Source organism: Bacillus sp. ISL-35, assembly GCF_018613355.1.
Taxonomy (GTDB): Bacteria; Bacillota; Bacilli; order Bacillales; family Cytobacillaceae; genus Mesobacillus.
This window is the reverse complement of record NZ_JAGGQK010000001.1, coordinates 343,208-360,761: the sequence shown is the minus strand read 5'-3', so window position 1 is coordinate 360,761 and position 17,554 is coordinate 343,208. Positions and strand designations below refer to the sequence as shown.

The window sequence follows — 17,554 nt, the reverse complement described above, 5'->3', positions numbered from 1 at the left end:
GCTCTCCCCTATTCGATGATATTCTCTAATCCATAAACAAAAGCATCCATTTTCATGACAGTATCAACAGCGAGTTTTACTCCTGACATAAAAGAGCTGCGATTATAGGAATCATGGCGGATTGTGAGTGTTTGTCCATGAGCGCCGAACAGAACCTGCTGGTGGGCAATCAGGCCAGGCAGTCTCACAGAATGGATATGCATCCCTTCATAATCGGCACCGCGGGCTCCCTTTAGTGTTTCTTTTTCGTCCTGGTGCCCCTGTTTTTTTGCTTCCCTGACATCAGAAATCATCTGTGCTGTTTTCACTGCAGTCCCGGAAGGCGCATCAAGCTTCTGGTCGTGATGAAGCTCAATGATTTCTACATCATTGAAATACTTTGCGGCCATTTGTGAAAATTTCATCATCAAAACAGCCCCGACAGCAAAGTTTGGCGCAATGATACAGCCTGTTTCCTGTCCAGCACACAGCTTCTCAAGTTCAGCAAGATCTTCATCAGAAAAACCAGTTGTACCCACTACAGGACGGACTTTGTATTTCAGGGCTGTTCTTGTATGGAACATTCCCACTTCAGGAGTGGTCAGGTCAATCAGAACATCTGGTTCTGTCTCCTGGAGACATTTTTCGAAATCAGTGTAGATCATTGCGTCACTTTCCGGGAAACCATCGAGTTCACCCACTCTGAGTCCTTCATGTTTTCGGTCGACTGCTCCCACCAGTTCATACGCTTCCGTTCCAAGGACGAGATTGACGGCCTCTTTCCCCATCCTTCCCCGTGGTCCTGCAATGACAATTTTAACTTTTTCCAATAGAATCCCTCTCCTTTTAGCTGTCTTTCCTTGTCCAGCGATCTTTATCCCTTGTATTGAATTTTTCCATGACCCTGTTGTGTGCTTCTTCAAGGTCTATATTCAACGAGTTGGCAAAGCAAATCATGACGAACAGCATATCTCCCAACTCTTCTTCAATTGTTTTTTCATCTTCCTCTTTTTTCTTAGGCTTTTCTCCATAGTAATGGTTGACTTCCCGGGCCAGCTCACCTAGTTCCTCAGTCATGCGTGCCGTCAAAGCAAGTGGACTGAAATAGCCTTCTTTAAACTGGCTTATATATGCGTCGACTTCCTGCTGGAGTTCTTTCATCGTCTTATTACTCAAGAAACTCACCCAACCTTTTTATGTATGCTTTTCTATATCGATGTTAGCTTAACAGAGTAGCTTTGACAAATATTTTTATTTCGAGTTATTTTTTCTGCCCAGGCGGAAATTACTGGACAAGCTGCTTTTCTTTTCGCAGCTTTACTTTCTCTCCCAATCAAAGAATTCCCGCTTTGGATACTCCTTGAAAACACGGCAGGAAACATAGAAAATTCCGACTCTTATTGCCCCTCCTGTAAAAGATTGCCCTTGCTTGCTATATTTTATATAATATAAGCGCTTTAGTCAGGAGATTTTATTCCTGCCACTAGGAGGGAATTCATTTGCTTAACGGCCTGAAAATTAAAAACATCTTGTTCATTTTGTTTGGTGCCGCTATTTTTTCGTTCGGCCTCGTTCATTTCAATATGCAGAACAATCTTGCAGAAGGCGGTTTTACGGGGATTACACTCTTGCTGTATTTCGTATTTGGCTGGTCCCCTTCCATCACGAACCTGCTGCTGAATCTGCCTTTGTTCTTCCTCGGCTGGAAGCTTCTTGGACGGAGTGTTTTTATATACACCATTATTGGAACTGTAGGTGTTTCGGTATTTTTGGCGATCTTTCAAAAGTACCAAATCGACATGCCTTTGTATGAAGATTTGTTTTTAGCAGCTCTGTTTGCAGGGGTCTTTATTGGAATCGGACTCGGAATCATTTTCCGCTACGGCGGGACGACTGGCGGAGTTGACATCATCGCAAGGCTTGCCCAGAAATATTTCGGGTGGACAATGGGCCGGACGATGTTCATGTTCGACTTTGGTGTCATCACACTATCACTTATTACATACCTAAACTATCGGGAAGCCATGTATACGCTTGTCGTCGTATTTGTCGGAGCCAGGGTAATTGACTTCATGCAGGAAGGTGCTTACGCTGCAAGAGGCGCCATGATCATTTCCGATAAAAACGAAGAGATTGCTGCGAAAGTGATGAAGGAAATGGACCGGGGAGTCACCAGCTTAAAAGCCGTTGGTTCCTATACGAAGGCAGAAAGGGATGTCCTTTACTGTGTGGTTGCGAAAAACGAAATCGTCCGCCTAAAGAATGTGATTAACTCAGTGGATCCACACGCTTTCGTCTCTGTTACCGTCGTCCATGATGTCCTTGGCGAAGGATTCACACTTGATGAGAATAAACTTCCTTTAGAAAGATAAAAAGCGCAAGCGCCTTGGTCAGCCCCGACAAGCGTTGGAGGTCCGCCCAGTGAAGTCGTTCTTTTGACTTCATTGGGCGGACCGAAACTTCTCGAGGGGCTAAGCGCTGGAGCTGGACTATTCTCAAAGTCGATATTATACTTTCTTATCTCACAAAAAAAAATCCGGAGAAGTCCGGATTTTTTTTTAGTCTTCACTAGTCATCCCAGTATAGATCATTACTAGACGCACCAGCTCCAGAACCGCTACAGCTGCGGCTGCTACATAGGTCAAAGCTGCTGCATTCAAGACTTTTTTCGTTTCTCTTTCTTCATCATTGCGGATGATTCCAGCTGAAACTACTTGATCCATCGCACGGTTGGAAGCGTTGAATTCGACCGGTAATGTGATGACCTGGAATACAACGGCAGCTGCCATGAAAAGAATTCCGAGCAGGAGCATTCCGCTTAAGTTCGCAAAAATTCCGATCAGGATCAGGATCCATGAGAAGTTTGAACCAAGACTTGCCACTGGAACAAGTGCATGGCGGAATCGGAGGAATGCATAATCCTCGGCATCCTGGATGGCATGGCCAACTTCATGGGCAGCGATTGCGGCCGCTGCAACGGAATGGCCGAAAAAGTTTCCAGATGATAAGCGGACAACTTTGGCACGCGGGTCATAGTGGTCACTTAAATAACCTCTGGTTTCCTCAACACCCACATTATACAAACCGTTATCATCCAAAATCTTACGTGCAACTTCCGCCCCTGTCATCTGGGATGAAGAAGACACTTGTGAGTACTTTTTGTATGCCCCTTTTACCTTGAATTGAGCCCAAAGCGGGATCAAGATTATAATCGCGAAATAAATGAGATACATCTGTTACCTCCTCTTACAATTCTAGCTGTTATTACTATTTTATTAATACTTCAATAGGGTGTCAATTTTTTCGTTCTTTTTGGACTTCCTTTGTTTTCTCACTGTTCCCTTTATATTTTCTCCAGCCCACATAAGACAATGTAAGGATGATGATGCTGCCGGTCGAAATCATGACCCACCATAGTGACGGATCTGCTTCATCTTCAGTCATATCATCAAAGATATTTTGTAAATCCGATTCGAGCGCCTCCAGTTCTTCCCTGCTTGAAGCTTCCTGAAGGACTTGCGGCCGGTACTGGTCAATAAAGCTTACTTTTGCATCGACTTTTTGGATTCTTTCCGGATTGATATCTATTTTCATGCTTGGGTGAATGACATTATAAAGTGCAAGGAACGAATTAAGATTACTGTCGAATTGATCGTTGTCACCTTCATAGGCAGCAGTTTTCATATCATTAAAAACAGTCATGATCGGGTCTTCCATTTCAGCCCATAACGGTTGGTGGGTAGAAGCGATCGCATCAATCACCAGCCGGAATTTTGTCACCCTGTTCATTCTTTCAGCATGTCCAAGATCACCATTGGCTACTGCCTCCAATGCCTCATCATGTGCGACTGTAATAATGCGCAATTCATCCATGCTAAACGGACGGCCATTCCCTGTCACCAGCAAAAACTCTTCTGAAAAATGCTCCAGCAGCCTGTTTGCATCATCATAACGATGAAGCTTGACCATCTGCAATGCCTGGTCTGATATATTGTCCAATTCTTCTACAGGCGACTGTGGTTCGGCATATGCTGCGAACGGCGCGATCAACATCAGCACCGAAAATAATAAAATAAATTTTGCTTTCATTCCTGTCCCCCCTCTAAATACTATTAAAATGTATGAAGGGGTGGACAAGGTTAGACCAAAATTCAGGGGTTATCTTGATCTTTTTAGAGAAAGAGAGAAGCGGCCCGGCCTTAGTCCGAAGTAATATCCAACCGCAATCGAAAAAATACTCAGCCAGAAGGTAAAGTACCCTATCTGGTCCATATATAAATCTAGTGTATGGTACCTTGGCATCATACCAAAAACATAATCGATGATTTCATTATGCAGGACGACCACAGCTGCAACGATCAGATGCCACGGTTTCATCCGATAGAAAGGAGCATATAGGACTCCTTCCACTGCCATGGCAAAATGTGAAGCCATTAGCATTAGTCCAATCCAATCCAGCTGTCCAGAGACGAAGTACACCATCAAATTCATGACCACAGCCCACAGGCCATATTTGACAAGGCTGACGATTGCCAACGCTTCCATCAGCGGCCAGTTCCTCCCCATCAGAAAAGCACCCAGTACGAATACAAAAAACAAGCTGGCCGTTGGACTATCTGGGACAAAAAGCAAGAAGCGCGGCGGCGTATCGACCAGCTGCCATTTATACCAATAGTACCCGTAAGCGGTACCCAGGACATTTACCCAAAATAAATGCCAGAGTATGGACCTGCTGCCTAGCAAAGGATATATTTTTTTAATCATACGACTACTCCATTCCCTTTTTTTTCTATCACTATTATTACAGTTTATTGAAAATAAACCAAGTTCTTCAGGGTTCTTTTCCAATAAAAAAGAACCTGCAAGTTTCGTTACAGGTTCTTTTCAGTATTATTCGCTAAGACCGTCGATGAACTCAGATAGTGTCTTAAGTTCCTCATCCGTTCCTTTGAAAACTGCAGGCATGTTTCCTCTACCATTCTTGGCAACATCTGCGATTTCTTCAGCGTTCAATTTTGTTTCAAGCAGGCTCGGTGCTGCTGCACCGCCGGCAAGCTCCCCGCCATGGCAGGAAGTACATGTCTGTGCCTGGGCAATCTGATATCCATCAGAATTCTTATCGATTTCTACATCCACAATCTGCCCCTGTTTCTCTGCAGCTTCCCAGTCATGGGTAGCAACTGATTCCCAAGTAAGGTAGAAAATTGAAGCGATTGCCAATAGCATGAAGCCTGTAGCAAGTGGACGCTTTGATGGACGGCGCTCAGGGCCGCGGTCAATAAATGGCGCCAGAAGTAATGCACCGAATGCTAGTCCCGGGATTACCATAGCTCCAATTACAGTATATGGACCTGAAGCATAAGAATATTTCAGCAATTGATATAAGAATAAGAAATACCAGTCTGGCAATGGAATATACGCCGTATCTGTAGGATCGGCAATCCTTTCAAGCGGAGACGGGTGAGCAATGGTCAAGCTCAAGTATCCGATTAAGAAAACAGCACCAACCATCCATTCTTTCAATAGGAAGTTAGGCCAAAACGCTTCCGTTTTGCCAGGGTATTCCGAGTAATCTTTCGGAATATTAGGCTTGCGTTCTGCAGGGACACGTGAGTCTCCTACGAACTTCATACCTTTACCACGATGCATCGAGCGATCCCCTCCTTTTTCCGTATCGTTGAACGAATCTCAATTCGCGCAACGTTTCATTCAAATTTTACAATGGACCAGAAATACCTTGCTTACGAATCATCAGGAAGTGTGCTCCCATTAAGCCTAATAGTGCAGCAGGCAGGAAGAATACGTGAATCGCAAAGAAACGTGTCAAGGTTTGGGCACCAACGATTGTTGAATGTCCGGATAGCAGAATTTTAATGTATGGCCCAATCAATGGGACAGCTTCTGCAATCTGCAATGTAACCTTGGTTGCGAATAATGCTTTCATATCCCATGGAAGCAGGTATCCTGTCAAGCCAAGAGCCAACATTACGAAGAAAATCAATACTCCGACAATCCAGTTCAATTCACGAGGTTTCTTATAAGCGCCCTGGAAGAACACGCGAAGCGTATGTAAGAACATCATGACGATGACAAGACTCGCACCCCAGTGATGCATTCCGCGGACAATTTGTCCAAACGCTACTTGATTTTGAAGATAGTACACAGATTCCCAGGCATTCTTGATGTCCGGAACATAATACATTGTCAGGAACATACCGGAAAGAATCTGGATGACTGTGATGAAAAACGTCAGACCGCCAAAGCAGTACACGAACGCAGAAAAGTGATGCGCCGGGTTAACGTGCTCAGGTACCTCATGGTCTGCGATATCGCGCCACAAAGGCGTAATATCCAAACGCTCATCTACCCAATCGTAAATTTTGTTTAACAATGATTACGCCCCCTTTCGTGGTTGAGCTTTTCCTACATAAAGGAAACCATCTTTTTCTTTTGTCGGATACACATCCAATGGTGCCAACGGCGGTGTACCAGGAACATTGGTTCCATCTTTTTCATAACGGCCATAGTGGCAAGGACAGAAGAACTGTTCAGGATGCTCCTTGTCAGTACCCCAGTCTACAACACATCCAAGGTGTTTACACACTGGCGACAAGGCAACGATGTCCCCGGCTTCACTTTTGAAAACCCAGGCTGTTCCTGTTTCTTCAGATTCATACCATGCATCTTTTTGTTTGAATTTAAAGTTTACTTTTTGCGGTTCAGCATTAATATCTGCGATCTTCAATGGAGTCGCGATGAAATCTCCCGCGTCTTCACCCTTTAGCACAGGATCGACGGCAAAGCGAACCATTGGCATCAGCATCCCCGCAGCCATGAAACCGCCTACACCTGTTAGAGTATAGTTTAAGAATTGACGTCTTGAAACACGATGCTTACTCACGTTATTCCCCCCTCTATTACCAAGTTAAGTCCCCAACGGACATAATTTAAACACATTTTAAAACTAGGACATAACCATGATATATCAATCTCATTACAAAATCAATATAATACTATGGTGAAAACATTTTTCGCAGTGATAAAAATAACACAGGGCTATTTTTCATCCCATTTCTCAGTGAACAAAGATAATAATTGCTTAACTTGACCATCCACGATCGCTACCTTTTGCTCGTCCGGCATCTGGTCCAGAGACAAGGAAGGAATCCATAGGACACTTCCTTTCAGGTCTTTCTCTCGCTGCCTCCAGCGACTGTCAGACGTTACATAAAAAATGTGATTGAAATGCTTGTCCAATAGAGTATTTTCCCAATTCTTCAAAGCGTCCTGGCTACCCTCATCTTCCTTTATGTACACAAAATCAGGCAATAGGAAAATCCGCCCTCGAAACTGCTTTTCCAGCTGAGATGTAAGGATTCTTGTGAACTCAGCCATTGAAGCATTTTGTTTCATGTCCTCGCCAAATGATACTGGCAATAGCGGGACGATTGCCGTATCAACGTACTCAGCAGCTTTTTGATACATTTCAACATCTGCTGCCACCCATTTCATAACACCAACTCCATCTTTCAATTAGGCTTGAATCATAAACATGAGATCTCCATCTTTTTCAATCAAAAACCCATTGTTTACATCCATTCTATAATATCATGATTAAAAACAGTTTTCGAATCGTAGGCCGGTCTAATTATTTTCACGGTATAACCTTATATAAGTGACTGAAATAGGATGAGTGTCAGTCATTTCTGTAGAAGTCAATCCTACTTCAGACAATTTGACGGCGGCTTCCCGTTGTATTGTCCGAAGTTGCCTCAGGTTCGGACAATATCTCGACTTCCGATCGGTACTTTGTCCGAAGTCACCCTTACTTCAGACAAATTGACAGCTGCTTCCCTTAGTTTTTTCCGAAGTTACCCCAGGTTCGAACAATATCTCGACTTCCGATCGTTATTTTGTCCGAAGTCACCACTACTTCAGACAATTTGACGGCCGCTTCCCGTAATTTTGTACGAAGTTGCCCAGCTTCGGACAATATCTCGACTTCCAATCGTTACTTTGTCCGAAGTCACTCCCTCTTCAGCCAATCCCCCTGCTTTCCAACGATCTCTTGCCCAAGGGTTACCTCCTTAAAACTCAAAATGCCAATACCATTAAAAACAAGCAAAATAAAAAGCCTGCTAATTTAAGCAAGCTATAAAGAATTGACTGCACCTAATTTTTTTAATTGCTCTGTAAGATGTTCGAAGGCTTCCTGGTCCTGGCTGTCCAGCGCCTGGTCAATCAGGGATAACAATTTGTCTTTCTGGAAATTGTGGATGCTTTCCTCCAGAAATCTTTCTGCCACCATTTTGTCGCTTTCACTGATTTGGAGCTGCCCCGGCATATACGGGTTTTCTTCCAGTACGGCCGCAAACTGATGGGCTTTGTTTGAAGCATGGAAATTCAGTTGGATGTAGATTTCTTCTTCCCTGTTCAAACGAATATCATGAAAAGACTTCTCAGCGTCGGTCGTCATCACGTTTTCTTTGAAGAACCGGAATGGCACCTCATCCACGCAATGTGTCGACATCACTAATCCCCTAGGGCAATGCTGGGCATTATCCACAAAGTGTACCTTTTCCATCAGCTGATCATGGCTCATCAAGTAGTTAAGGATCCAAACACATTCCCGCCTTTTCAGCTGATAATGGTTCAAAAACCAGCGGATAAAATCCTTTTTCTCGTTGACAGATACAGGGGTTGTCATTTTTGAATCCCTCCTCTGCATAACTCAAATTTTTTTCGGTTACTGATTTCCCGTCAAACGCTCCAGCATTTCACGGAATTCTTCATTGCCAGGTTCCTTTTCAACTAACATACTTAGAATTTCGGCGGCGTCGTCCATTTTTCCTTCTTCAATCAAAAAATATCCGTAGTCTGACAAAAATTCTTTGTTGTCTTTAAAGAAAGTATATGCTAGTTGGTATTTGTTTAATGCCTGTGAATAATCTTCAATATGCTGATATGCTATAGCTGCGTCCCAAAGGATTTGCGGTTCCTCTTCTTCATTGTAATCCGCTGCACCAATCAGCTCCAGAACATCCTCATACCGCTCCTGCTTCAACAAAAGCTTGTTCAGCACTAGAACGCCTTCCATGAATCCCGGGTCAAGCGCAATGGCCTCACGGATCATTGTCTCGGCAGATTCTTCATCCGGAAGCTTAAGGGCAAGCTTCCCGCCATAAAAGTAAAGATCCTTATTATATTCATCCTGCTCGATACCCTGTTTGACAGCTTCAAACGCTTCCTCTGCCATTTCTTCGCGTTCATAGGCTTTGGCAAGATAGAGGTATAGTGAGTGATATTCAGGGTCGAGAGTCTTCAATTCCTCGAACTTTTCGATCGCTGTTTTATTATAGCCAGCCTGCAGTGCTGTAAAAGCATAACCGAATAAAGTATTGATTTCCAGCTTTTGTTCAAGGGCTATGTCGTAAAAATGAAGCGCTTCTTCAAATGATCCCCCGGCGCTTAACATTTCAGCCAGCCTCTGGTTGATGTTTACCCCGCCGATTTCTTCATGTACTTTTAGGACCGTTTCGTAATATTGGATCGCTTCCGCAAGCTTCCCCTGATGAGCATAAAGTTCGCCCAAAGCAAAATCAATCACCGTTTCATCCGGTAGGATTCTTTTAGCCTCGAGAAGTTTGTTTTCACTCACTTCAAAGAGACCTTCCATTTGATATAAATCAGCCAACAGAAGAAGTGCCTGGGGAAAAGCAGGATCATCTTTGCCTACCTTTTCAAGAGAAAGCATAGCCTCTTCCTCTTTGCCGAGTTCAATTCTTGTTTCTGCCAGCAGGACATGGAGTTCGCCCTCATCAGGATAGTTTTTCAATAAACTTTCAATCAAAGCCTCTGTTTCTTCCATAAATCCGAAACGAAAAAGCTCTTCGGAAAGAAGAAATTTCTCTTCATCATTGCCTTGCTCAAGAATCTCCTTATAGGCAGACATAGCCTTATCAAGCTGTCCATTTTCTATAAGACTGGTTATTTCGTTTACTGCGACCATTGCTATCATCCTATCCTTAAAATTAGGCACTGTCTGTTTTCCTTACATTGAACAGAACCCTAACGTTTTTTCAGTAGTTATCAGTAAAAAACCCTGGTGTCTTGATTATAACATTCTCTCCCTTTCCTGGCCGATAATAAACCTCTTTTCCTGCACGAATAACTTTTCCTTTGTCCACAGTCACCACTAAATGCTTGGACTGAAAAAATAACCCCTGTTCATCACGATGTTTTGTTTCTGCATCAATATTATAGAGGTTATAGCTGACTTCCCCGCCACTGTGCAGATTCGATTTTCCTGGAAAGATACCGGTCTTTTTTAAAACCGATCTTGAAACCGGGAAGCCATCTTTCAATCCTTCGTATAAAGCGGGAACCTTCTCCTTTTTCATCAAATTGCTCCAGGCATTAAGCTGTTGCTGCTTCTCTTTTTTGTGTTGGCTTTCTGAAAATAACGGGATGATCGGACAGTTGTATGGAAACAATGCTTCCTTGATCCAACCCCACGGGATTGTCTCCAGGCTGCCTATATCTTCGATTTCAAGAAAGATTGCCGGAATCTTCATTTTTTTGCACTTGCGGATGAATTGGGGTTTCAGCAGCCTTAACGGAATGGAGATGCCAAGGACAAAGTCTATCGGACTGTCCAGCAGCTCATTTTTTGCCTGTTTCAGCTTTTCTTCAAGCTGCCGTTCAAATTGGACCCTGACAGGGGTGAAGATGACGGTGCTTCCCTTCATGATAAAGTTCTCCAGATAATATTCTTTCCTGTCTTTAAAGGAACCTGCCAGAGGTAAATTGGAATCAAAGAGGACATGGGTAGGGGTCATGATATATTTGTCTGCATCCATCTTCATATGCTGGTGCCGATTGAGTCTCGAAGTTGATGTAATGATCCGTTCACCTTCCACCAGCATGCTTGTATTCGTTAGGGCCTGTCCCTTCATGAGGTGGACATTTTCTATAATGTATGCCATAAAACCACTCCTTTATCGGTCTTATGACAAACTATGCAAAAAATCCAGGAATATAACGGCTTGTATTCCTTTTACCTCTTAATAAATGAATGAGGGCCATCCATTTTACATGATTGGCCCTCGATCCTGCTATTTTTATTCTTGCATTAAGTTATACAAGTCATCGAAAAAACCAGGGTAAGAAACGGCGACAGCCTCACTTTGTTCCAGGACGACGTCATTTTCGCATAGAAGGGCAGCGATTGACAGCATCATCCCGATTCGGTGGTCCCCATGCGCAGAAACGGTTCCGCCGGCAAGGTTTTGCTGTCCGTAAATAATCATTCCATCCTCTGTTGCCTCTATATTCGCACCAAGCTTCTTTAGTTCATTTACTACAGTATCAATCCGGTTTGTTTCCTTGACTTTCAATTCCCCTGCATCCTTGATTACCGTCATGCCATCCGCCTGTGTGGCAAGTAAAGCAATGACCGGTATTTCATCGATCAGACGAGGAATCAAGTCTCCTTCGACCGTTGTAGCATTTAGGTTAGAATATTTGATCCTTATATCTCCTGCAGGCTCAGCTGCGTCTTGATCATAGGGTTCAATTGTGATATCTGCTCCCATTGCTTCCAGGACATCAAGGATTCCAGTCCGTGTCGGATTCAGCCCCACATTCTTAAGCATGATGTCACTCCCTGGTACAATAGCACCTGCCACCATGAAAAAGGCCGCAGATGAAATATCACCTGGAATATTAATCTGTGCTGCTTTGAGGGTTTGGCCTCCGACCACCTTTACCGAGTCTCCAGTACGCTCGACCTTGCCACCGAACTGCTTGATCATTCGTTCGGTGTGATCCCTTGTCTTTACTGGTTCGACGACTACTGTGTCCCCTTCAGCCTGCAGACCGGCGAGGAGAACAGCCGATTTCACCTGCGCACTTGCAACAGGCAATTGATATGTAATTCCCGATAACCTTCCGCCTTTTACAACCAGCGGAGTGAACTCACCATTATTCCTTCCATCGATCCTTGCGCCCATTTTTGACAATGGAACAGTTACTCTAGTCATCGGCCTCCTGGCGATTGATTCATCCCCTTCCAGACGGGATTCAAAAGGCAATCCAGATAGGATTCCCATCATCAGCCGGATTGTCGTTCCGGAATTGCCGACATAGAGCGTTTCTTCCGGCGGCTTTAAGCCATCGATTCCGTTGCCTAAAACAGTAACCTCATTTCCATTCCGGATAATCTCGACCCCGAGTTTTTGAAAGCAGGAAATCGTACTCAAACAATCTTCTCCGGGAAGGAAGTTCTCTATTTGGGTGGTCCCTTCGGCGATCGAGCCAAACATGACTGCCCTATGTGAAATGGATTTATCCCCCGGTACTTTAATTTCACCATCCAGGGAGGTTTTGTTTGTTTTAAGTGTTTTTGTAGACATATTTCTGCTCCTTCAATTTACTCTGCAACAGACATCTCGAATTCTGTGTGTTTCCCGATGCATTTCATTGCTTTTTCCCGATCTTCAGGTGTCTGAAAACTGATCACCAGCACACCATATATATCTTCACGGGTTTCAATGATCCTGATATTCGTTATGCTGATTCTCTCAATTGCCAGGTACCCGGTTACTTCGGAAATCACACCTGGATAATCAGGCACATCCACAAACAGGTCATAAAAGCTTGGAATCGCTCCCTTATCATTTACAGGAAGACCGTCACGATATTTTTTCGCAGATTCAAAGAAATCATAAATTTTGTCTTCATCCTTAGTTGACAATAACTCTTTTACCCGCTCCATCTCAGCCTGCCAGTCACTCAATAAAGAAACCAGGACATCCCGGTTTTGAAGCAATATATCTCTCCACATTCTTGGGTTACTGGAAGCTATTCGCGTGATATCCCTGAATCCACCCGCTGCAAGGCGGTTTACAAGCGGTTTTTCTTTGTCAGCCCGGGCTGCCTGATGCACTAGCGAAGCAGCAATTATATGTGGGAAATGGCTGACCACACCGGTAAGATAATCGTGCTCTTCAGGAGAAACATCCAGAAACCTGGCTCTCGTACCTGAAAGCCAGGCCTTTAAACGATCGACTGTCTCATTCACGACGTTGCTGGCAGGGGCCAGAAGATAAAAAGCATTTTCAAACAATATCTTCTTTGCAGCAGCTACCCCGCTTTTGTGGGAACCTGCCATCGGATGGCCTCCTATAAAGGCAATCCCTTTGTCTGAAAGGATGGATGCCTTTTGGGAGATATATCCCTTGGTGCTTCCTGTGTCTGTAACAATGACTTCCTTTTTCAGCGGCAAGGATGCCAAAGTTTCAATGATTTTTCCTGCAATCGTGACCGGAGTCGCTATGATGATCAAATCTGCCTCCGAAGCTTCTTCTTCAATGCCTTCTGCTGGCCTGTCAATCACGTCAAGCATCTTGGCAAGGTTCATCTGGTTCTGGTCCAGGTCGAAGCCCACCAGTTCTGAATCCGGATGTTTTTCTTTAATACACATTGCCAGAGAGCCGCCAATCAATCCAAGCCCAATGATCAATACGCGGCCTTCCATAAAACCCACTTCCTTATTTAGATATTGCAGTGTCAACATTCAAAAATTCTTTAATAACCCCAATTACACCTTCATTTTGTTCCTTTGAACCGATTGTTACCCTTATACATGTAGGAAATCCAAGCGCAGTGCCTGAACGGACGATATACCCTCTTTCAAGCAGGAACTGAAACACTTCCTGGCCATCCCTGTTAAAATCAATCAAAATGAAGTTTCCTTGTGACGGATAATATTTCAATCCGGCATGATCACAATATTCGTAAAACTGCTGCAGTCCTTCTCTGTTTTCTCTTCTGCATAAATCTATGAATTTCTGGTCTCCCAGTGCAGCGATCGCGGCTGCCTGGCCCAATGTGTTGACATTAAATGGTTCCCTGGCCGGCTCCAGTGCCCTGATGGTATCCTCATGGGCAATTCCGTATCCTACGCGAAAACTGGCTAAGCCATAAATTTTGGAAAATGTCCTTAAAATAATCAAGTTTTTGTATTGCTGCAATAGACGCATTGAATCATGGAAATCGTCAGCAACCACATATTCAAAATAAGCTTCATCGAGCACTACCAGCACATCGTCAGGAACCCGTGCCATAAATGCAGTCAGTTCTTCTTCTGTTATATGGATCCCTGTCGGATTGTTCGGAGAGCATAACCAAACAACCGAAGTCTGATTGTCGATTGCAGCGGCCATTCCGTCCAGGTCATGTGCACCGTTCACTAATGGGATCTCTGTGATTTCACAGCCTTCAATTATTCCATTGTGCTTATACTGAGGAAAAGTTGGAGCAGCCATCACTGATTTTGTTTGTGGTGAAAGCAGGGCTCTTGATATGATTTGGATTATTTCATCAGAACCATTGCCGAGTATAATCTGCCCCTCGTTAACATCTAAATGCTTTGCAAGTGCTGTACGGAGTTCTGAAGCATAACCGTCAGGATAAATTGAAAATTTGCCTGCATAACCTGCGATTTCACTCCTCACTTTTTCTGAAGAACCAAATGGGTTCTCGTTTGATGCCAGTTTCACGATTTCTGATAAACCATACTGTCTTTTAACTTCCCCGATTGATTTACCTGGCTGGTACGGTTTAAGCTTTAAAAGCTGCTCTTTCCATCTCATCTTATCCACCTCAACTGTCTCATTCTTTAGTTCTCTATCTAATTAAAGCAATAAAGAGTATGTTTTTATCATACACTGTTTTGCATTGCAGAAAAAGTAAAAAAGAACAATTTTATAAATCCGGTCTCAGACCAGCCGCGCCCTCAAGGTAAAGATGCCTTATTTCGTCCTGCCTTTTATCAGTATTGAAATGAATCATGACCCTGATGCACATTGGAAGCGAGCCGGTGACGGCCAACTCTTTCATGCACATGACCGGTACATAGGTCCAGCCGTCGAGATTCCTTAATGCTTTTGCCGGGAAGGCTGCATCGACATCATCAGTAGCAGAGATGAATATGGAGGCAACATCATCCGGAGCAATCTTGTTGGAAGCGATCATTTCTTTTAAAAGCCTTTCAGCACCCAGGATAACTTCCCTCTCCTCATTACTGCTTACCGTGATGGCTCCTCTTACTCCCCTAATCATCAAGTCCAACCTCCTCTTCGAATTTCTTCAGATATGTCATCAATGTTCTTTCATCTACTTCAATAAGCGCAGGATTGCCGACCTTTTCCAAAAGAACATAGCGAATGGTACCGCTCACCGATTTTTTATCCTGTTTCATTCTTTCAATCAACCGCTCTCTTTCCAGTCCCTTCGGAATGGACGTTTTATATCCAAGCCTTATAAGCCACCGCTTTAATTCATCTAAATTAAAATCAAGCCCAAGCAGCTCCTTGCTTAATCCGAGGGCAAATAGCATGCCGATCGCCACAGCCTCACCATGCGTGACCTTCCCATAACCGGCTTCGGCTTCAATTGCGTGGCCAAGTGTATGACCGAAATTCAAATATGCGCGAATCCCTTTCTCCTTTTCATCCTCCGCAACAAATGCACCTTTAATCGAAATACCCTTTGTCAGGAATTCAAGCATCTGGGATTCGTTTATGGCATCCAGTGATTGTATTTGTTCCTGCAGCCAACTATAAAAAATTTCATCGCTAATCAGAGAATGCTTGATGACCTCAGCAAAACCTGAACGCACTTCATGTGCAGGGAGCGTCTCCAAGTAATCGAGGTCATAAATCACAGCTTCTGGCTGATGGAATGCACCTATCATATTCTTCCCTAACGGGTGGTTAACCGCCACTTTCCCCCCTACCGCGCTGTCATGGGCAAGAATCGTGGTCGGGACTTGAATGAAACGAATCCCCCGCATATATGATGCAGCGACAAATCCCGCCAGATCTCCTACAGCACCTCCACCCAAGGAAATGATCAGCGACTTCCTGTCGAGTTTATTTTCAAGTGCGTAAGAAAGACAATCATAATAAACATCAAATGTTTTTGCTTTCTCACCCGAAGGTACGATTTTTACGATGAACCGACTTAGACCAGCCGACTCCCGAAAAGAATCCAGATGGTGCTTCGCTACTGTTTCATCCGTTATGACCATGATTGATGTATAGCTATCTGCTGCCTTCTGGATGAAATCGTTCAAGAGATGAATCGCACCGCTCCCAATATAGACGGGATATGAGTTTGTACTTGTAACGATATTCACCTGCTGCATTTAAAATTCCCTCGCAGTCCTTCTTTGTTCTTCGATGGTTGCTTTCAGCGTGTCAAAACGGTCTGCGTAAAATTGGTCAACCAGGGCAGAAGCAAGCTCCCACGCTACCACATTTTCAGCAACGACCGCAGCCGCCGGAACGGCGCAGGCATCAGATCGTTCAATACTAGCCGAAAAAGGTTCTTTAGAATCGATATCAACACTCATCAATGGCTTGTAAAGCGTGGGGATTGGTTTCATAACGCCACGGACAACGATCGGCATTCCCGTCGTCATTCCGCCTTCAAACCCTCCAAGCCGATTGGTTTTACGGTAATAGCCACGCTCTTCTTCCCAGGCAATTTCATCATGTACCTGGCTGCCAGGCTTCCTGGCTGCTTCAAAACCAATACCGATTTCGACCCCTTTAAAAGCATTGATGCTCATAATAGCCGCCGCAAGCTTACCATCCAGCTTGCGGTCGTAATGGACATAGCTGCCCACCCCGGCTGGCATCCCTTCAGCAATTACTTCGACGACACCGCCGATGGAATCGCCATTTTTCTTTCCTTCATCAATCGCTGCCATCATGTCCTTTCCAGCGTCGGTGTCAAAGCATCGAACAGGGGATTCTTCCGTTACTTCTCTTAGTTCATCCAGTGAGAAAAAGTCCTGCTTCTCGGCTTTCACCCCGCCGATTTCAACAACATGGGCAACCAGTTCGATTCCCAGGAGCGACAGCAGTTTTTTAGCCGCTGCACCCGCTGCGACCCTTACCGTTGTTTCTCTTGCAGATGAACGTTCAAGGACATTCCTCATGTCGCGATGCCCATACTTGATTGCTCCATTTAAATCAGCATGACCTGGACGCGGTCTGGAAATCTTCCTTTTCACTTCTTCGGATGATTGATCATCCAGCGGTTCCTGGCCCATGATGCCGGTCCAATGCTTCCAGTCATTATTTTCAACCACCAGCGCGATTGGTGAGCCAAGAGTTTGCCCATGCCTGATTCCCGCAGTGATCTGTACCTGGTCTTTTTCAATCTGCATCCTTCTGCCGCGGCCATAACCCTTTTGCCTCCGCGCAAGCTCGCTGTTTATATCTTCTGCAACCAGCGGCATTCCTGCTGGCATTCCTTCAATTATCGTTGTTAGCTGCGGTCCATGTGATTCACCCGCTGTTAAATATCTCATATACTTTCCCCCTTCAACTCGCTAAAGGATTTGTTTTACTATATCACACAGTTTCCAATAAATAAATTAAAAATTTCGAAATATGTATGATTCCTTTTAAAGAATGAAGCCATTTTATCACGAACCCCACAGTCTCGCAAAAAAACCATCATGTATTACTATTGTCTGCATACATCAGGTGATTTTATTTTG

The 17,554-nt window shown here is 44.2% G+C and carries 19 protein-coding genes; 1 reads left to right on the top strand and 18 read right to left on the bottom strand.

Features of this window, described 5'->3' with window-relative positions; genetic code table 11:
* Positions 1 to 8 precede the first annotated feature (8 nt).
* Together dapB and J7E38_RS01890 are read right to left on the bottom strand one after the other, a co-directional pair.
* Positions 9 to 809 (bottom strand): 4-hydroxy-tetrahydrodipicolinate reductase, encoded by an 801-nt coding sequence (dapB, locus tag J7E38_RS01895; RefSeq protein ID WP_214707230.1) that lies wholly within the window; start codon positions 807 to 809, stop codon positions 9 to 11.
* A 16-nt stretch (positions 810 to 825) separates the two neighbouring features.
* Positions 826 to 1,155 (bottom strand): nucleotide pyrophosphohydrolase, encoded by a 330-nt coding sequence (locus tag J7E38_RS01890; RefSeq protein ID WP_215038075.1) that lies wholly within the window; start codon positions 1,153 to 1,155, stop codon positions 826 to 828.
* 323 nt (positions 1,156 to 1,478) lie between these two features.
* Here J7E38_RS01890 and J7E38_RS01885 point away from each other — a divergent pair, with 323 nt between their 5' ends.
* Entirely contained in the window at positions 1,479 to 2,351 is an 873-nt protein-coding gene (locus J7E38_RS01885) for a YitT family protein (RefSeq protein ID WP_214707232.1), read from the top strand.
* A 186-nt stretch (positions 2,352 to 2,537) separates the two neighbouring features.
* On the opposite strand, the gene J7E38_RS01880 is transcribed toward J7E38_RS01885, so the two are convergent.
* The 16 genes from J7E38_RS01880 to aroC form a co-directional block, all read right to left on the bottom strand.
* On the bottom strand, positions 2,538 to 3,212 hold the full coding sequence (locus tag J7E38_RS01880; protein WP_214707233.1) for a zinc metallopeptidase: 675 nt from the start codon (positions 3,210 to 3,212) through the stop codon (positions 2,538 to 2,540).
* A gap of 61 nt (positions 3,213 to 3,273) precedes the next feature.
* Positions 3,274 to 4,068 carry a sporulation protein YpjB gene (gene ypjB, locus J7E38_RS01875; RefSeq protein ID WP_214707234.1) on the bottom strand — a complete coding sequence of 265 codons (795 nt, stop codon included), beginning with the start codon at positions 4,066 to 4,068 and terminating at the stop codon, positions 3,274 to 3,276.
* A gap of 69 nt (positions 4,069 to 4,137) precedes the next feature.
* Complete coding sequence (gene lhaT / locus J7E38_RS01870) at positions 4,138 to 4,740, bottom strand: lipoprotein heptaprenylglyceryl N-acetyltransferase LhaT (protein WP_215038135.1); 603 nt, start codon at positions 4,738 to 4,740, stop codon at positions 4,138 to 4,140.
* A gap of 129 nt (positions 4,741 to 4,869) precedes the next feature.
* Positions 4,870 to 5,628 (bottom strand): menaquinol-cytochrome c reductase cytochrome b/c subunit, encoded by a 759-nt coding sequence (locus J7E38_RS01865; RefSeq protein ID WP_214707236.1) that lies wholly within the window; start codon positions 5,626 to 5,628, stop codon positions 4,870 to 4,872.
* Positions 5,629 to 5,695: 67 nt separating this feature from the next.
* On the bottom strand, positions 5,696 to 6,370 hold the full coding sequence (gene qcrB / locus J7E38_RS01860) for a menaquinol-cytochrome c reductase cytochrome b subunit (RefSeq protein WP_214707237.1): 675 nt from the start codon (positions 6,368 to 6,370) through the stop codon (positions 5,696 to 5,698).
* A gap of 3 nt (positions 6,371 to 6,373) precedes the next feature.
* The gene (locus tag J7E38_RS01855) at positions 6,374 to 6,880 is read right to left on the bottom strand and encodes a QcrA and Rieske domain-containing protein (protein ID WP_215038073.1); all 507 of its coding nucleotides are present in this window, start codon (positions 6,878 to 6,880) and stop codon (positions 6,374 to 6,376) included.
* 155 nt (positions 6,881 to 7,035) lie between these two features.
* Positions 7,036 to 7,491, bottom strand: coding sequence for a YpiF family protein (locus J7E38_RS01850; RefSeq protein ID WP_214707238.1), 456 nt, complete (start codon positions 7,489 to 7,491; stop codon positions 7,036 to 7,038).
* 640 nt (positions 7,492 to 8,131) lie between these two features.
* Positions 8,132 to 8,686, bottom strand: a complete 555-nt coding sequence (locus J7E38_RS01845; protein ID WP_144476816.1) for a ReoY family proteolytic degradation factor — start codon at positions 8,684 to 8,686, stop codon at positions 8,132 to 8,134.
* 39 nt (positions 8,687 to 8,725) lie between these two features.
* The gene (locus J7E38_RS01840; protein ID WP_214707239.1) at positions 8,726 to 9,988 is read right to left on the bottom strand and encodes a tetratricopeptide repeat protein; all 1,263 of its coding nucleotides are present in this window, start codon (positions 9,986 to 9,988) and stop codon (positions 8,726 to 8,728) included.
* A gap of 70 nt (positions 9,989 to 10,058) precedes the next feature.
* The gene (locus tag J7E38_RS01835; RefSeq protein ID WP_214707241.1) at positions 10,059 to 10,964 is read right to left on the bottom strand and encodes a hypothetical protein; all 906 of its coding nucleotides are present in this window, start codon (positions 10,962 to 10,964) and stop codon (positions 10,059 to 10,061) included.
* A 135-nt stretch (positions 10,965 to 11,099) separates the two neighbouring features.
* The gene (gene aroA / locus J7E38_RS01830; RefSeq protein ID WP_214707243.1) at positions 11,100 to 12,392 is read right to left on the bottom strand and encodes a 3-phosphoshikimate 1-carboxyvinyltransferase; all 1,293 of its coding nucleotides are present in this window, start codon (positions 12,390 to 12,392) and stop codon (positions 11,100 to 11,102) included.
* A 17-nt stretch (positions 12,393 to 12,409) separates the two neighbouring features.
* Positions 12,410 to 13,516, bottom strand: coding sequence for a prephenate dehydrogenase (locus J7E38_RS01825; protein WP_214707245.1), 1,107 nt, complete (start codon positions 13,514 to 13,516; stop codon positions 12,410 to 12,412).
* A 13-nt stretch (positions 13,517 to 13,529) separates the two neighbouring features.
* A complete protein-coding gene (gene hisC / locus J7E38_RS01820) occupies positions 13,530 to 14,633 on the bottom strand; it encodes a histidinol-phosphate transaminase (RefSeq protein ID WP_214707247.1) in 1,104 nt (367 codons plus the stop codon).
* Positions 14,634 to 14,745: 112 nt separating this feature from the next.
* Positions 14,746 to 15,102, bottom strand: coding sequence for a chorismate mutase (gene aroH, locus J7E38_RS01815; protein WP_214707249.1), 357 nt, complete (start codon positions 15,100 to 15,102; stop codon positions 14,746 to 14,748).
* Entirely contained in the window at positions 15,095 to 16,189 is a 1,095-nt protein-coding gene (gene aroB, locus J7E38_RS01810) for a 3-dehydroquinate synthase (RefSeq protein ID WP_214707251.1), read from the bottom strand. The genes aroH and aroB overlap by 8 nt, the downstream gene beginning before the upstream one ends.
* A complete protein-coding gene (aroC, locus tag J7E38_RS01805; RefSeq protein ID WP_214707254.1) occupies positions 16,190 to 17,362 on the bottom strand; it encodes a chorismate synthase in 1,173 nt (390 codons plus the stop codon).
* Positions 17,363 to 17,554 lie beyond the last annotated feature (192 nt).

Coding starts and splice junctions, on each gene's coding strand:
- J7E38_RS01880 (WP_214707233.1), bottom strand. CDS start 3,212: ATGTATCTCATTTATTTCGCGATTATAATCTTGATCCCGCTTTGGGCT.
- ypjB (WP_214707234.1), bottom strand. CDS start 4,068: ATGAAAGCAAAATTTATTTTATTATTTTCGGTGCTGATGTTGATCGCG.
- J7E38_RS01865 (WP_214707236.1), bottom strand. CDS start 5,628: ATGCATCGTGGTAAAGGTATGAAGTTCGTAGGAGACTCACGTGTCCCT.
- J7E38_RS01850 (WP_214707238.1), bottom strand. CDS start 7,491: ATGAAATGGGTGGCAGCAGATGTTGAAATGTATCAAAAAGCTGCTGAG.
- J7E38_RS01845 (WP_144476816.1), bottom strand. CDS start 8,686: ATGACAACCCCTGTATCTGTCAACGAGAAAAAGGATTTTATCCGCTGG.
- J7E38_RS01840 (WP_214707239.1), bottom strand. CDS start 9,988: ATGGTCGCAGTAAACGAAATAACCAGTCTTATAGAAAATGGACAGCTT.
- J7E38_RS01835 (WP_214707241.1), bottom strand. CDS start 10,964: ATGGCATACATTATAGAAAATGTCCACCTCATGAAGGGACAGGCCCTA.
- aroA (WP_214707243.1), bottom strand. CDS start 12,392: ATGTCTACAAAAACACTTAAAACAAACAAAACCTCCCTGGATGGTGAA.
- J7E38_RS01825 (WP_214707245.1), bottom strand. CDS start 13,516: ATGGAAGGCCGCGTATTGATCATTGGGCTTGGATTGATTGGCGGCTCT.
- hisC (WP_214707247.1), bottom strand. CDS start 14,633: ATGAGATGGAAAGAGCAGCTTTTAAAGCTTAAACCGTACCAGCCAGGT.
- aroH (WP_214707249.1), bottom strand. CDS start 15,102: ATGATTAGGGGAGTAAGAGGAGCCATCACGGTAAGCAGTAATGAGGAG.
- aroB (WP_214707251.1), bottom strand. CDS start 16,189: ATGCAGCAGGTGAATATCGTTACAAGTACAAACTCATATCCCGTCTAT.
- aroC (WP_214707254.1), bottom strand. CDS start 17,362: ATGAGATATTTAACAGCGGGTGAATCACATGGACCGCAGCTAACAACG.